Annotated in this window: 16 protein-coding genes; 4 read left to right on the top strand and 12 right to left on the bottom strand. The window is 66.6% G+C overall.

What is annotated here, in order from left to right:
- Positions 1 to 19 precede the first annotated feature (19 nt).
- A complete protein-coding gene (locus CRM90_RS14580) occupies positions 20 to 1465 on the top strand; it encodes an HNH endonuclease signature motif containing protein (RefSeq protein WP_102807660.1) in 1446 nt (481 codons plus the stop codon).
- Here CRM90_RS14580 and CRM90_RS14575 read toward each other — a convergent pair.
- The 5 genes from CRM90_RS14575 to CRM90_RS14555 are packed head-to-tail and all read right to left on the bottom strand — an operon-like array spanning position 1462 to position 4560.
- On the bottom strand, positions 1462 to 2064 hold the full coding sequence (locus tag CRM90_RS14575) for a flavodoxin family protein (RefSeq protein ID WP_102807659.1): 603 nt from the start codon (positions 2062 to 2064) through the stop codon (positions 1462 to 1464). The genes CRM90_RS14580 and CRM90_RS14575 overlap by 4 nt on opposite strands.
- A complete protein-coding gene (locus CRM90_RS14570; protein ID WP_102807658.1) occupies positions 2058 to 2564 on the bottom strand; it encodes an SRPBCC family protein in 507 nt (168 codons plus the stop codon). The genes CRM90_RS14575 and CRM90_RS14570 overlap by 7 nt, the downstream gene beginning before the upstream one ends.
- The gene (locus CRM90_RS14565) at positions 2561 to 2875 is read right to left on the bottom strand and encodes an ArsR/SmtB family transcription factor (protein ID WP_102807657.1); all 315 of its coding nucleotides are present in this window, start codon (positions 2873 to 2875) and stop codon (positions 2561 to 2563) included. Before CRM90_RS14565 ends, CRM90_RS14570 begins: the two co-directional genes overlap by 4 nt.
- 51 nt (positions 2876 to 2926) lie before the next feature.
- The gene (locus CRM90_RS14560) at positions 2927 to 3718 is read right to left on the bottom strand and encodes a thioesterase family protein (protein WP_102807656.1); all 792 of its coding nucleotides are present in this window, start codon (positions 3716 to 3718) and stop codon (positions 2927 to 2929) included.
- Positions 3715 to 4560: a RecB family exonuclease gene (locus CRM90_RS14555; RefSeq protein ID WP_102807655.1), complete on the bottom strand. Its 846-nt coding sequence runs from the start codon at positions 4558 to 4560 to the stop codon at positions 3715 to 3717. Before CRM90_RS14555 ends, CRM90_RS14560 begins: the two co-directional genes overlap by 4 nt.
- Positions 4561 to 4637: 77 nt before the next feature.
- On the opposite strand from CRM90_RS14555, the gene CRM90_RS14550 reads away from it, so the two are divergent.
- Positions 4638 to 5492 carry a tRNA (adenine-N1)-methyltransferase gene (locus tag CRM90_RS14550; RefSeq protein ID WP_102807654.1) on the top strand — a complete coding sequence of 285 codons (855 nt, stop codon included), beginning with the start codon at positions 4638 to 4640 and terminating at the stop codon, positions 5490 to 5492.
- On the opposite strand, the gene CRM90_RS14545 is transcribed toward CRM90_RS14550, so the two are convergent.
- From CRM90_RS14545 to CRM90_RS14535, 3 genes are read right to left on the bottom strand one after another with little or no spacing between them, the layout of a single operon-like run.
- Complete coding sequence (locus CRM90_RS14545) at positions 5489 to 5785, bottom strand: DUF503 domain-containing protein (protein WP_102807653.1); 297 nt, start codon at positions 5783 to 5785, stop codon at positions 5489 to 5491. The two genes, CRM90_RS14550 and CRM90_RS14545, sit on opposite strands and share 4 nt — an antisense overlap.
- Complete coding sequence (gene lppK / locus CRM90_RS14540) at positions 5786 to 6334, bottom strand: lipoprotein LppK (protein ID WP_102807652.1); 549 nt, start codon at positions 6332 to 6334, stop codon at positions 5786 to 5788.
- Positions 6335 to 6345: 11 nt separating this feature from the next.
- A complete protein-coding gene (locus tag CRM90_RS14535; RefSeq protein ID WP_102807651.1) occupies positions 6346 to 6840 on the bottom strand; it encodes an MTB12 family secreted protein in 495 nt (164 codons plus the stop codon).
- A gap of 147 nt (positions 6841 to 6987) precedes the next feature.
- Between CRM90_RS14535 and arc the strand changes: the two genes are divergently transcribed.
- Positions 6988 to 8796: a proteasome ATPase gene (gene arc, locus CRM90_RS14530; RefSeq protein WP_199189901.1), complete on the top strand. Its 1809-nt coding sequence runs from the start codon at positions 6988 to 6990 to the stop codon at positions 8794 to 8796.
- Positions 8797 to 8820: 24 nt separating this feature from the next.
- On the opposite strand, the gene CRM90_RS14525 is transcribed toward arc, so the two are convergent.
- From CRM90_RS14525 to CRM90_RS14510, 4 genes are all read right to left on the bottom strand, one after another.
- Positions 8821 to 9111, bottom strand: a complete 291-nt coding sequence (locus CRM90_RS14525; RefSeq protein ID WP_158249019.1) for a DUF732 domain-containing protein — start codon at positions 9109 to 9111, stop codon at positions 8821 to 8823.
- 127 nt (positions 9112 to 9238) lie between these two features.
- Entirely contained in the window at positions 9239 to 9850 is a 612-nt protein-coding gene (locus CRM90_RS14520) for a hypothetical protein (RefSeq protein ID WP_102807649.1), read from the bottom strand.
- A complete protein-coding gene (locus CRM90_RS14515; protein ID WP_102807648.1) occupies positions 9834 to 10997 on the bottom strand; it encodes a hypothetical protein in 1164 nt (387 codons plus the stop codon). Before CRM90_RS14515 ends, CRM90_RS14520 begins: the two co-directional genes overlap by 17 nt.
- Before the next feature lies 1 nt (position 10998).
- Positions 10999 to 12141 carry a hypothetical protein gene (locus tag CRM90_RS14510; protein ID WP_102807647.1) on the bottom strand — a complete coding sequence of 381 codons (1143 nt, stop codon included), beginning with the start codon at positions 12139 to 12141 and terminating at the stop codon, positions 10999 to 11001.
- Between the two features lie 102 nt (positions 12142 to 12243).
- On the opposite strand from CRM90_RS14510, the gene dop reads away from it, so the two are divergent.
- On the top strand, positions 12244 to 13752 hold the full coding sequence (dop, locus tag CRM90_RS14505; RefSeq protein WP_102807646.1) for a depupylase/deamidase Dop: 1509 nt from the start codon (positions 12244 to 12246) through the stop codon (positions 13750 to 13752).
- Positions 13753 to 13805 lie beyond the last annotated feature (53 nt).

Here is a 13805-nt window from a genome sequence, read left to right as displayed (position 1 = left end):
GTCTGGCATACTCGAACACATGTTCGATGAATGGCCAGGCAAGTTGTTCGAGCCGGTGGACACCGACGCCTCGCGAGCCCTGGTCTACAGGCTGACGAACGCGGCGCGGCTGGAGAATCAGGCGGCCGCAATTCGACTGCGCGCGATCGCCGACCTTTTCGAACTGCGCCGCCTCGACCACGGCGAGCGGGAAGATTGGGCGGTGGACACCTGGGCCACTGTGGGCGCCGAAGTCGCCGCAGCGCTGCGGCTCAGCCTGACCAAGGCCAACAGCTACATGAACTACGCGCTGGCCATGCTGCGGCTGCCTGCTGTCGCTGCGGTCTTCGAGGCCGGCGATATCGACTGCAGGCTGTATCAAACGATCGTCTTCCGTACCCACCTCGTCACCGACGCCGACACCATGGCTGAGCTCGATGCAGACCTGGCCGCCCGAGTTGCCCGCTGGCCGTCCATGAGTCGGGGAAAGCTCGCCAGTGAGATCGACGACCTCGTGGTCCGGCACGACCCTGACGCGGTTCGGCGGATGAGAGATCGCGGCAGTGACCGTGACGTCACCTTTTGGGAGTCCTGTGACGGTTATGTCGATTTGACGGCACGGCTGTCCACCGCCCACGCGGCAGCGCTGGAAAAGCGGCTCAACTCTTTTGCGAAGTCCGTGTGCGAGAACGACCCGCGCACGGTGGGACAGCGTCGCGCCGACGCGTTGGGTGCGCTGGGTATCGGCATTGACCGACTTCCCTGTGACTGCGGCGAAGCCGATTGCACCGCAACGGAAAAGCCAGCAGGGTCAGTCGTTATTCATGTCGTTGCCGAGCAGTCCACACTCGACGGCACATCCAACAAACCTGCCTACGTGCTCGACAGCGGCGAGTTGATCACGCCAGAACAGTTGGCCGAGTTGAAGGCCGCGGCGCGTCTGCGTCCGGTGACCATTCCCGTGGACATGCTGTCCGATTGTGACTACCACCCCTCGCGTGCGCTTGCCGATTTCGTGCGAGCACGGGACCTCACCTGCCGCGCGCCCGGCTGCGACCGGCCGGCCATCCGTTGCGACATCGACCACACCGTTCCCTGGCCGCACGGCGCGACGCACGCCTCCAACCTCAAATGCCTATGCCGAGAGCACCACATCCTCAAGACTTTTTGGGGCTGGAAGGATCAACAGCTGCCCGACGGCACGGTGATCTGGACGCTGCCCGATGGCGAGACCTACGTGACGACACCCGGAAGCGTTCTGCTGTTTCCGGGGTTGATGACGCCGACGGGTCCGCCGCAGATCCCGCAGCCCGCGGTCCATCGCTGTGACCGCTCGGTGATGATGCCGAGGCGGCGGACAACCCGACGGCAGAATCGCGCACACCAGATCGCGGCCGAGCGTGCCCGCAATCGGGCGGAACGCACACCTTCGACCGCGGGACCACCGGCATCACCCCGTTCGGACGACGACGTACCACCGTTTTAGGTGGCCGCGCAGAACTCCTCTGACGCCCGCCCGGCGAGCAGCTGCCGCGTCACCATGGCGACTCGCCGGCCGAGGTGTTCACAGGTGCGGATGTCGGCGTCGTGCACTGCCGCCGGCTCGGCGTCGACGTCGGTCGAGGCACCGGCGCCCAGCCAGAAACCCAACCGATTGAGATCGAATTCGCTTGCGGCGCTGGTATTCCAGCCTGCGGTCAGGCCGAGGTTGACCCAATGCATGTGATGCTGGGCGGCGAACACCGCCAACGCGCTGAGGGTCTGCAGCTTGTCACCGGCCTTGGACCCGGAGTTGGTGAAACCGGCACCCACCTTGTCGCGCCAGGTGCCCGCCATGCAGCGCCGCCCGGTGCGCTCGGCGAACGCCTGAAAACCGGCCGACACATTGCCCATATAGGTCGGGCAACCGAAGATGATTGCGTCAGCGGCATCGAGCACCGCCCAGTCATCGTCACCGACCGTGTCGACCGCGATCAGCTGAACCTGTGCCGAAGCGGCTACAGCCCCGCCCGCCACGGCCTGCGCCAACGTTGCGGTGTGCCCGAAGCCGGAGTGATAGGCCACCACCATGTGCGGTGTCACCATGCTTGTCCTCCATACGCGCTCTCGGCCACCTCGCGGTAGCGCTGCTGCCAATCGGGTATCTCGGCCCCAAACAGATACGCCTCGAGGCGGTCCAGGTAGGCGTGCGTCCCGGGCCGAAAACCGTTGGCGTTGCGCACACCTAGCCCGCGGTGACTGAATCTCAGCAGGGTCCCGTCCCCGTCCGGGACCAACTCATAACGGACGACGCCGGGTTCGACGATCCGCTGGTTCCATTCGTGCTCGAAGACATGCGGTGGGTCCCACACCAGGATTCGGCCCGCCATCCGCTTCTGGTCGGCCGGGATCGGCGGTGCGGCCGGGATCATGTCGATCGTCCCGCCCTCGCGGGCGTCGATAGTGGTGTCGCCCATCCATTGGCCGCGCTCTTCCGGATCGGTGATGGCCTTCCATACTCGCTCGACGGGGTGGGGGAGTCGCCGCTCGAAAGTCAGTGTTGCCCGGTCATTGTCGATGCTGAGACGGCCCTCGCGGGAGGTCATGAGCTCTCCTCTGTCTTGTCCAGGTGGCGTTCGAGGGCGTCGAGGTGACCGGACCAGAACTGACGGTATTGCTCGATCCAGCTGTCGATCGCGACCAGTCCGTCGGCGCGCAGCGCATAGATCCGGCGTTGCGCGTCGGGGCGAACCTCGACAAGTCCGACTTCCCGCAGGATGCGAAGATGCCGCGACACCGAGGGCTGGGTCAGATCCGGGAGTGCCGCAACGAGTTCCCCGGCGGTGCGATCACCGGCGGCCAAGGTATCCAACAGCACCCGGCGATTCGGTTCGGCGACTGCCTCGAAGACGTCCACGTCTCCGAGTATTGCACTACGTCTATATAGACGCAAGCGGATATAGGGGGGCTACCGTCGTTGCACCAATAACGTCTGCGCCGAAGTCCCGATGAACCCGTCGCGGTCGAACAACTCTGCGGTGGTCACCCCGATCCCGTCCGGCCCGATCGACCCGCGAGCGCGCACGCCGAAATCCCTACCCGTCGGCGCGCGATGCAGATGTACCGCGGTGTCGGTGTTCATGTAGATGAACTTCTCCGGATCAATCGCTGCGCCAATGCCATTCGCGGAGTCGACCACCATCGCGAGCCGCTCGAGCGCTGTGGTGGGCTCGTCGTCCACCAGATTGGAGATGGGCGACATCCAGTACACCGTGCCGCTGTCGGACCCGTCGTACTGCGGCCGCCATTCCACCGACTCGATGTATCCCCGCGCGTTCTTCCAGTGCAGCTCCAGCGGTGCGGTCGGTCCCTCGATCAGCGGCGGATAGCGGTCGGTTGCGGCGTCAGCGGTATCTGAGGTCGCCAGCGCCCATGCCGTCACCCGGGCCACGGCGCGCGGCGGTCCGTCGGGGCGCTCCGCAGACATCTCGGCCGACAACATCGCGATGCGGCTGCCCGGCCGGTCAACCCGTGCCTGCACCCGCATCTCGGTGATCGGTATTGCCCCCAGAATGTCCAGGGTCAACCGGCCGATCCGCATACCGTCGAACAGCTTCGCCTCGATCGCCTTGGTCAGCAACGCCAACGGCGGCGACCCATGCTGGATGTCGAAATTCCAGTTGCTGCGGGTGTCGTCGGTGGACGCGAAAAGCTCTGCGTCGCCGTCGGTTCCGAGGCGCCGAAAGTAACAGCCGATCATGCGGCCGGCTCACCGCCGATCTGTCCGGGCCAGCCCGGGTACGGCGGCGGTGTGCCGCCGTACGCCGGACAGAGCGCCTGATGGCTGCACCAGTTGCACAGGCGCGAGGGATTGGGTCGGAAATCGCCTGTCACACCGGCAGATTGGATGGCGCGCCAGATCGCCATCAACGTCTTCTCGAAGCGCAGCAGCTCGTCGAGCGCAGGGGAGTAGTCGAGCACCTGACCGTCGGCGAGATAGATCAGCCGCAACCGGCTGGCCAGCACCTCGCGTGAACGCAACAGCGCGACGGCGTAGAACTTCATCTGGAACAGCGCCTTGAACTCCGCCAGCGCCCTGGCCTCCGGGGGTGCTTTCCCGGTCTTGTAGTCCACGACCCGGAGTTCACCCGTGCCGGCAACGTCGATCCGGTCGACGAAACCCCGAAGCAGTGTCCCGTCGGCCAGTTCGACCTCGATCCGCTGCTCGCAGCTCTGCGGGTCGAACCGGGTCGGGTCCTCGAGCCGGTAGTAGCCCATCAGCAGGGCGCGCGCCTCCGCGACGAGTTGGGTGCGCTGCTCGTCGGTGACATCGCCGGCGAAGTCCGGGTGTTCGGACAACACCCGCTCCCAAGCCGGGTCGACCAACGACAAGGCCGTGTCCGCGCCCCGCTCGGCGGCCGGCAAACCGTAGAGCTGCTCCAGGGCGGCGTGCACCACCGAACCGCGCAACTGAGCGGTCGACGGCGGCTCCGGCAGCCGGTCAACGGCCCGGAAGCGGTACAGCAGCGGGCACTGCTTGAAGTCGGCGGCCCGCGACGGCGACAACGCGGGACGCGACGCCTGCAGCACCTGATCAGACATAACTGCAGCCTAGGACGGTGTGCCGACAAGGTGACGGTATGCGCTGCGGCGAGTCCGCTGTGGCAGGCTGAACGGCTGTGACCGACGATCCCGCTCCGCGCCGCACCGGCCCCTTTGTCGTCGGAGACCGTGTCCAGCTCACCGACGCCAAGGGCCGGCACTACACGATGGTCCTCAACCCGGGCAGTGAGTTCCACACGCACCGGGGGGCTGTCGAGCACGACGCGGTGATCGGCCTGCCCGAGGGCAGTGTGGTCAAGTCGACCAACGGCGACGCGTTCCTGGTGCTGCGCCCGCTGCTCATCGATTACGTGCTCTCGATGCCCCGCGGCGCCCAGGTCATCTACCCCAAGGACGCCGCCCAGATCGTCCACGAGGGCGACATCTTCCCGGGCGCCCGGGTCCTGGAGGCCGGCGCCGGTTCCGGCGCGCTGACGTGCTCCCTGCTGCGTGCCGTCGGCCCCGACGGCGAGGTGATCTCCTATGAGGTGCGTGACGACCACGCCGTGCACGCTCGGCGCAACGTGGCCACGTTCTTCGGGAAGGATCCGGACAACTGGCGGCTGATCATCGGCGACATCGTCGATTCCGACCTGGCCGAGGCGTCAGTCGATCGCGTCGTGCTGGACATGCTGGCGCCCTGGGACGTACTCGACACCGTGGCCCGGCTGCTGATCCCCGGTGGGGTGCTGATGGTGTACGTGGCGACCGTGACCCAGCTGTCCAAAACCGTCGAGCTGCTGCGCGAACAGCAGTGCTGGACCGAACCCCGGGCCTGGGAATCCTTGCAACGCGGGTGGAACGTCGTCGGTTTGGCGGTGCGCCCGCAGCACAACATGCGCGGTCACACCGCGTTCCTGATCTCGGCTCGGCGGCTGGCCCCCGGCACGGTCACTCCGACCCCGTTGCGCCGCAAGAAGCTCGCGCCTTAGTCGTCGTCGCTGCGGTGCAGCCCGCGTCGCACCGACAGCAGGTCGATTTCGGGGCGTGACGCCACCAACCGTTCCGCAGCGTCGAGGACGTCGACGACGTGTGCCCGTTCGCCGGCGACCACGGAAACTCCGATGCCGGCCCTGCGATGCAGATCCGCCGAACCCGTCTCAGCCGCCGCCACCGTGAAGCGGCGCCGCAGTTCGGCGACGATCGGCCGCACCACGGCCCGCTTCTCCTTCAGCGAGTGGACATCACCGAGCAGGACGTCGAATTCCAGCCAGCCGATCCACATTCAGGGCGTCGGTGTGGGGCTCGCCGGGCTCGCGCCGCCACGGGCATTGCCGAATGCCAGCAGCATGTCAGCGGTCTCGCGAGAAAGCTGCCAGTTGCCCTGGTCCAGGCGGAATTCCATCGGGAACGTGAAGTTTCCCGGGTTGGCCGGGTTCGAGGTCGTCACGTTGATCGATGCCAGCGCATCCCCGGGACGGCGATCGGACCACCGGATCTCGGAGGCGGTGAACGTCAGCGGGGTGAACCCGCCGTCGCGCAATGCCGCCGCGAACTTGTCGATGGTCGCGGCGTCCGCCGGCGTCGTGGACTCGACCAGCTGGAGCTTGTCGGACCCCTTGACCGCCGGATCGGCCAGCCGATACAGCACATCGGTCAGCGCGTCGGGCGCCGGCAGCGGAGCTGCATCGTGCTCAACTGGCGCCAGCGGCGTCGATGACTGCTCGAACGGGCTCTGCGCCGACTTCGGCTCGACGTGGTCGGAACACCCCGAGAGGCTGAGCGCCGCCACGATCGTGACGGCGCTCAGACCTACGAGAAACGGGTGGCGCATCCCGCGGTGGCTCAGCCGGCTCCTTGCATCAGCGATAGCGCCGATTGCTTGGTCAGCTGCCAGCCGCTGGGGCTGGGGCCTTCCACAAACTGGATGCTCTGGGTCGCGGTCTGACCGTTGGGCGCGGTCGCGGTGACATTCGCCGTCGCGGTCGGGCCTTCCTGGTCGATGTCGGCGACGTTGAAGCTCAGCGGGAGCAGGCCCTTGGCCGACGCGTTGTTGAACGCGCGGTCTGCGGCGATGCCCTCGAAGCGGCCGAGGCCGAACTGGATGTAGGAGGCCTTGGAGCCGGAGAACGATCCGCCGCCCTGCAGGCCGTTCAGGGTCTCGACAAGCTGGCTCTGGAGCTCCGGCGCCGGCGTCTGCGGCATCGGTGCGCCGAAGACGACGGGCTGCACGGCCGGTGCGGGCACCGGCGAGCTGAATGCAACCGAAGTCACACCTGCGGCAACGCCGCCGATGATCGCTGCGGCGGCAACGCCCGTGGCTAGGACTTTCAGGGTCACGGCTGTCCTCTCGATCTGCCCGACTCATTAGAGAGATTAACAGTGTTGCCAGTGTGTCGAAATTCCCCGTACGCACATGATCGAGGTTGGGCCGGTAGCGTTGAGGTATCCACCGCGCCAACTCTCGGTGTGGGAAAGGAGCGCAACATGAGCGAGGCACAAGAACCCCAGCTGTCCGGCGAAGACGCCGCCGAACTAGAAGAGCTGCGCCGCGAGGCGTCAGCACTGCGCGATCAGCTGGAGAACGCCATGAGTGCACAGGGCGGCGCCCGCAGTGCCCGTGATGTGCATCAGCTCGAGGCACGCATCGACTCCCTGGCGTCGCGCAACGCCAAGCTGATGGACACCCTCAAGGAAGCCCGTCAGCAGTTGCTCGCTCTGCGTGAAGAGGTCGACCGACTCGGTCAGCCGCCGAGTGGATACGGCGTGCTGTTGGGATCCCACGAGGACGACACCGTCGACGTGTTCACCTCCGGTCGCAAGATGCGACTCACCTGCTCGCCCAACATCGACGTCAAGTCGCTCAAGCAGGGCCAGACGGTCCGCCTCAACGAGGCGCTCACCGTCGTGGAGGCCGGCAATTACGAGTCGGTTGGTGAGATCAGCACGCTGCGCGAGATTCTCGCCGACGGTCATCGGGCGCTCGTCGTCGGGCACGCCGACGAGGAGCGGATCGTGTGGCTGGCCGAACCGCTGGTCGCGATCGAGGATCTGCCCGCCGACGTGGCCGAGGAACTCGACGACGACGATCTGCGTCCGCGCAAGCTGCGCCCGGGCGACTCGCTGCTGGTCGACACCAAGGCCGGGTATGCCTTCGAGCGGATTCCCAAGGCCGAGGTCGAGGATCTGGTTCTCGAAGAGGTGCCCGACGTCGCCTACAGCGACATCGGCGGCCTGACTCGCCAGATCGAACAGATCCGCGACGCGGTCGAATTGCCGTTCCTGCACAAAGAGCTCTACCGCGAATACGCGCTGCGTCCGCCCAAAGGTGTGCTGCTCTACGGCCCGCCCGGGTGCGGTAAGACGCTGATCGCCAAGGCCGTGGCCAATTCGCTGGCGAAGAAGATGGCTGAGGTTCGCGGCGATGATGCCCGCGAGGCGAAGTCGTACTTCCTCAACATCAAAGGCCCCGAACTGCTGAACAAGTTCGTCGGCGAGACCGAACGGCATATCCGGCTGATTTTCCAGCGGGCCCGCGAAAAGGCTTCCGAGGGAACGCCGGTCATCGTGTTCTTCGACGAGATGGACTCGATCTTCCGTACCCGTGGCACCGGCGTGAGCTCCGATGTCGAGACGACGGTCGTGCCCCAGCTGCTCTCGGAGATCGACGGTGTGGAGGGGCTGGAGAACGTCATCGTGATCGGCGCCTCCAACCGCGAGGACATGATCGACCCGGCGATCCTGCGGCCCGGCCGCCTCGACGTCAAGATCAAGATCGAACGGCCGGATGCCGAAGCGGCACTGGACATCTTCAGCAAGTACCTCACCGAGGACCTGCCGGTCAACGCCGACGATCTTGCCGAGTTCGGCGGCGACCGCGGACTGTGCATCCGGGCCATGATCGAGAAGGTCGTCGACCGGATGTACGCGGAGATCGACGACAACCGATTCCTCGAAGTCACCTACGCCAACGGTGACAAAGAGGTCATGTACTTCAAGGACTTCAACTCCGGCGCGATGATCCAGAACGTCGTCGACCGGGCCAAGAAGTACGCGATCAAGTCGGTCCTGGAGACCGGGCAGAAGGGGCTGCGGATCCAGCACCTGCTCGACTCGATCGTCGACGAGTTCGCCGAGAACGAGGACCTGCCCAACACCACGAATCCCGATGACTGGGCCCGGATCTCGGGCAAGAAGGGCGAGCGGATCGTCTACATCCGCACGCTGGTCACCGGCAAGAGCAGCAGTGCCAGCCGGGCCATCGACACCGAGTCGAACCTGGGCCAGTACCTGTAGGAGTACCGGCCCAGGCTCGCGTCGTCAGTGCCCGCAGAGCTGGGTGGCGGCGGCGCTGTAGAAGAAGGCCGCATCCTTCGGCTCGACGCCGTCAGTGGTGTTGTCCGAGATGGTCTGCAACGTGGTCGCCTGCGGAACGCCGGTGGCGATGTCGCTGCAGATGTGCTGTCCCAGCGCGACCGCGGTCTCGACCGGTCCATGCCAGCCGTCGTTGGCCAGCGTCGTGACGAAGGAATCCTCGTCCGAGTGCGCCGGTGAGGCGAGGCCCAAACCGAGTCCCACCGCGGCGATGCCGGTGATCACGAGTTTCTTCATGGTGTGTCCTTTCGCCCCGATACCGCACACCTTCGCCGACATCGGCAGCGCACGATGGCGGCAGTGTATGACGCAGGTGAGCCTTACTGCAGCGTTATCGTCGCCACCGTCAGTTTGCGACGGCGGCTCAAAACTCCAGGCTGTAGCTGTTGCCGAGGCTGTCCTGGGTTACGTGGGCGTCGCGAGTGGTGGTGTCGACGCTCAGTCGCTCGGTGAGGGTGCGCGTCTCGTAACGCCATCCCTCGGGCAGATCCAGCCGGGCGGCCAACTCCGGCAGGCCCGGCAGGTCGAGGTCGCGGTCCACCGCCTTGCTGTAGGTCTGCATGACCCAGCGCTGCCCCTGCGGGTCGACGAGTTCGAAAACCGGTCGGCCGGCGTCGAAGTTGAACACGGTTCGGCGGTCGACATGGTTGACGGTGTAAGGCGCGGGGTTCATCGATGACAGCTTGACCGTGGCTTGCTTGATCATGTCGATCCCGCCGAAGGTCTCGGTCTCCTGGCGCGCTGGCGCCACCTTGTCGATGGTGCTCATCAGCCAGTGCCGCGGTCCGTTGAGCAGTGCGGCGATCGCGCCGTGCTCCTTGGCGATGGCCTCGGCGTCGAGCTTGTCCCACAGCTCGGCCGGGCAGTCGTTGAGCGGAAAGCTGTTGTAGACGGCCGCTTCCGGTCCGTCGGCGCCGGCCGTAACCAGCAGCACCTCCCCGTACCGCTTGTCGAAAACGTCATCGCGCTCGGTCATCGCTTGCCTCCATCTCCAGATATGCGTCGCGGCCGGCGAGACTGACGGCGACGTCTGCGACCAACGGATCGAAGAACCGCTGCCGGTACAGCGGGTCAACGCTCGTGCTGACGGTGAAGTACAGCCCGGAGAGTACCGCCACGAACAACGAAGTGTGCACCACGGTCTGGGGTATCGGCACATGGATGCCGAACCATGTTCCGGCGCAGGGGGGTTGGCCCACTGGGCAGGACTGCTCGGCAGACCACAGCACCGTGACATCGTCGGGAATCGCGATGGTGCCCAGCGCGAGGAAGAACGCGAACAGTCCGGTGGTGAAGAACACCACCTGGATCGCCTGGGCGACCACCATGACGGCGACGACATTGACCTGTTCGGCCGGCGACAACGGCGTGCGCATCGGGTCGGTCCGGGTGGCCAGAGGTGTGCCGGCCAGCAACGCCGCGGTGTCGCGCGGACCCGAGCGGTCCTCACGCAGTGCCGACACCTCGTCGCGAATGGTCACCACCATGAACACCAGTGCCACCAGGGCCAGGAAACCGATTGTCTGCCAGAGGCGTTCACGTGTCATGCGGGCCGACAGCTGCCACAACTCGCCGGTGAAATACACCACCACGGTCAGCATCAGAAGCGGTAGCGCGCGACTCATCAGCGTTCCGAGCGCCCCGAACTGCAGCCACGCGAATCGGAACGCCCACAGGACAATCGACCCGATACCCAGATAGGTCAGCCAGATGGCGACAAGCGCGATCACCCCGAACCCGGCCACTTCGGCCGCGGTCAGCCCGGTCCAGCCCTGGTCCACCAGCGGAAAGCCGATCACGAACAACGCCATCACCAACAGGGCGGCGCTGCGCCGACCCGTCTCGCTGCGGGTGGTGCCCGCGCGGTGCAGCAGGTACAGCACGAACGGTGCCGCCGTCAGCACGACGGCCATGATTCCCAGCCGCACAACGGATCCGATCTCCACCTGACCGTCGCTGACATCGGCGGTCAAGGCCGTCACCGCGATCAGCGCTCCGATACCGCTGACGACCGGCGCCGACCGGGCGATCAGCCGTCGCGAGCGCACCCGTCGCGTCAGGACCAGTGGCAGGCCGCGGGCCAGGAACCACTCGTGAACATCGCGGCCGGCGGCCGTCGCCATATCAGCGTCCCCGCCGCGACGAGCGGTAGCGATCCCGCGCCACCAGGGTGAGCCGGAGCTCGGCCAGCAGCGGGTCGAGGAACTGAGCGCGGTACTCCTTGTCGGTGACGGCCTTGGCCGCCAGGTACATGAACGTGATCGCGGTCAGCATCATGGTCGTCTGGATCAGCGGGTCGGGAACCGGCAGCGTCATGCCGAGGATGTGGCCGTCAGTGCGCCCGCTGTCACGCGTCCAGGACGCCAGCAGCGGCGGGCTGAGCACGATCAGTCCGAGTACGAAGAAAATCGTTCCGGTGGCCAGCGCGACCGTCAGCACCTGGCCGACCTGCGAAGCCGCCACCACGAACACCACGTTGGCCCGCTCGGTGCGCGACAGCGGATCGACGCCGGGCTCGTCGGCGATGCCCTCGAACGGCGTGCCGGCCAGCCGGTCTGCGTCCTCGGGGGCGGCGGCCGTCGCGCCGAGGATCGGGCGGACCCGTTCCAGGGTGCTCGACACCAGGAACGCGGCGGCGATCGCGAACAGGAATCCGATGGCCAGCCACAGTCGTTCGCGGCTCACGATCGCCGCCATCAGCCACACATAGGTGTTGAAGAAGACCAGGAACGTCAGCAGCACGACCGGCAGTGCGCGGACGAACATGCCGCTGGCGAGCGCCAGGTTCGACATGGTGTCCCGGGCAGCCCAGCCGGCGATCGAGCCGACACCCGATGCGGTCGCCACGACGATCACGGCAATCGAGATCCCCACCAGCAGGAGGTTCACCATGATGCGCGGACTCGGGCCGCCGAAGACGCACCCGAGGAGCGCGACCGCCACCGAGATGTCGGCGGCCACGACTCGTGCCAGCGGGCGTTCGATCCGCGATACCAGCCAGCCCACCAGTCCCGCCACCGGCAGCACCAGCACGATCAGGGCCAGCAGGAATCCCTCGGCGACCGTCGGTCTGCCGTCGATGTCGATGGTGTGCTTGCCCGACAGCGTCACCACCAGAATGGAGTTGGCGGCGAAGACGGCGACTCCGGCCAGCGCCGGTGCCGATCGGCCCCAGATCCGCCGCAGCAGTGCGCCGCGCCGCACCACCGCCGGAAGACCGCGAACGAGAAACCAGCGTTCTTCGGCGTAGCGGTCCGGAGATGTCATCGTTGCGCGGCTCCGATGTGGGCTTTCGGGTCAGGTCACCCTAGCCGGAAGTGGCACCGTCCACGCGTCAGGCGCGCAACACCGGCCGCTAGGCTGGCGGCCATGCAAAGGATCATCGGAACCGAGGTGGAGTACGGCATCTCCTCGCCCTCCGATCCGACCGCCAACCCGATCCTGACCTCGACCCAGGCGGTGCTCGCGTACGCCGCGGCCGCCGGCATCCAGCGTGCCAAGCGCACGCGGTGGGACTACGAGGTGGAGTCGCCGCTGCGCGACGCCCGCGGATTCGACCTGAGCCGCTCGTCGGGGCCGCCGCCGATCGTCGACGCCGACGAGGTGGGGGCGGCGAACATGATCCTCACCAACGGCGCCCGGCTCTACGTCGATCACGCGCACCCGGAGTACTCGGCTCCCGAGGTCACCGACCCAATGGATGCCGTGATCTGGGACAAGGCCGGAGAACGGGTGATGGAGGCCGCGGCCCGGCATGTGGCCAGCGTGCCCGGTGCGGCCAAACTCCAGCTGTACAAGAACAACGTCGACGGCAAGGGCGCGTCCTACGGGTCGCACGAGAACTACCTGATGAGCCGTCAGACGCCGTTCTCGGCGGTGATCTCCGGCCTGACGCCGTTCATGGTGTCCCGGCAGGTGGTAACCGGTTCCGGCCGCGTCGGGATAGGGCCGTCCGGGGACGAACCGGGCTTTCAGCTGTCCCAGCGCGCCGACTACATCGAGGTCGAGGTCGGCCTGGAGACCACCCTCAAGCGCGGCATCATCAACACCCGCGACGAGCCGCACGCCGACGCGGACAAGTACCGCCGGCTGCACGTCATCATCGGCGACGCGAACCTGGCCGAGACCTCGACGTATCTGAAGGTGGGAACGACCTCGCTGGTCCTGGACCTGATCGAGGAAGGGCCCCGATACGGCCTCGACCTGTCGGATCTGGCGTTGGCCAGGCCGGTGCACGCGGTCCATGTGGTCAGCCGGGACCCGTCGCTGCGGGCCACCGTGGCGCTGGCCGACGGCCGTGAACTGACCGCGCTGGCCATTCAGCGGATCTACCTGGACCGGGTGGCCAAGCTGGTCGACGCGCGCGACCCCGATCCGCAGGCCACGCAGGTCGTCGAAACCTGGGCGCACATCCTTGACCTGCTGGAACGGGATCCCATGGAGTGCGCCGAGCTGCTGGACTGGCCGGCGAAGCTGCGGCTGCTGGAGGGCTTCCGGCAGCGCGAGAACCTCGGCTGGTCGGCCCCGCGACTGCATCTGGTGGACCTGCAGTACTCCGATGTCCGGCTGGACAAGGGTTTGTACAACCGGTTGGTGGCGCGCGGCTCGATGAAGCGTCTGGTCACCGAGCAGGAAGTGATCGACGCCGTCGACAACCCGCCGACCGACACTCGGGCGTACTTCCGGGGTGAATGCCTGCGCCGCTTCGGTGCCGACATCGCGGCGGCGAGCTGGGACTCGGTGATCTTCGACCTGGGCGGTGATTCGCTGGTGCGGATTCCGACCCTGGAGCCGCTGCGCGGGAGCAAAGCCCATGTGGGCGCGCTTCTCGATTCGGTCGACAGCGCAGTGCAACTCGTGGAACAACTGACGACCTGACGTTCGTTAGACGGAGCAATATCGGTCTCGACCGGTAGGGTGGAAGAACGCAT

It is taken from the genome of Mycobacterium sp. ENV421 (assembly GCF_002887815.1).
GTDB lineage: Bacteria > Actinomycetota > Actinomycetes > Mycobacteriales > Mycobacteriaceae > Mycobacterium.
The sequence above is the reverse complement of the archived record's forward strand: the minus strand, read 5'-3'. Positions and strand labels throughout refer to the sequence as shown.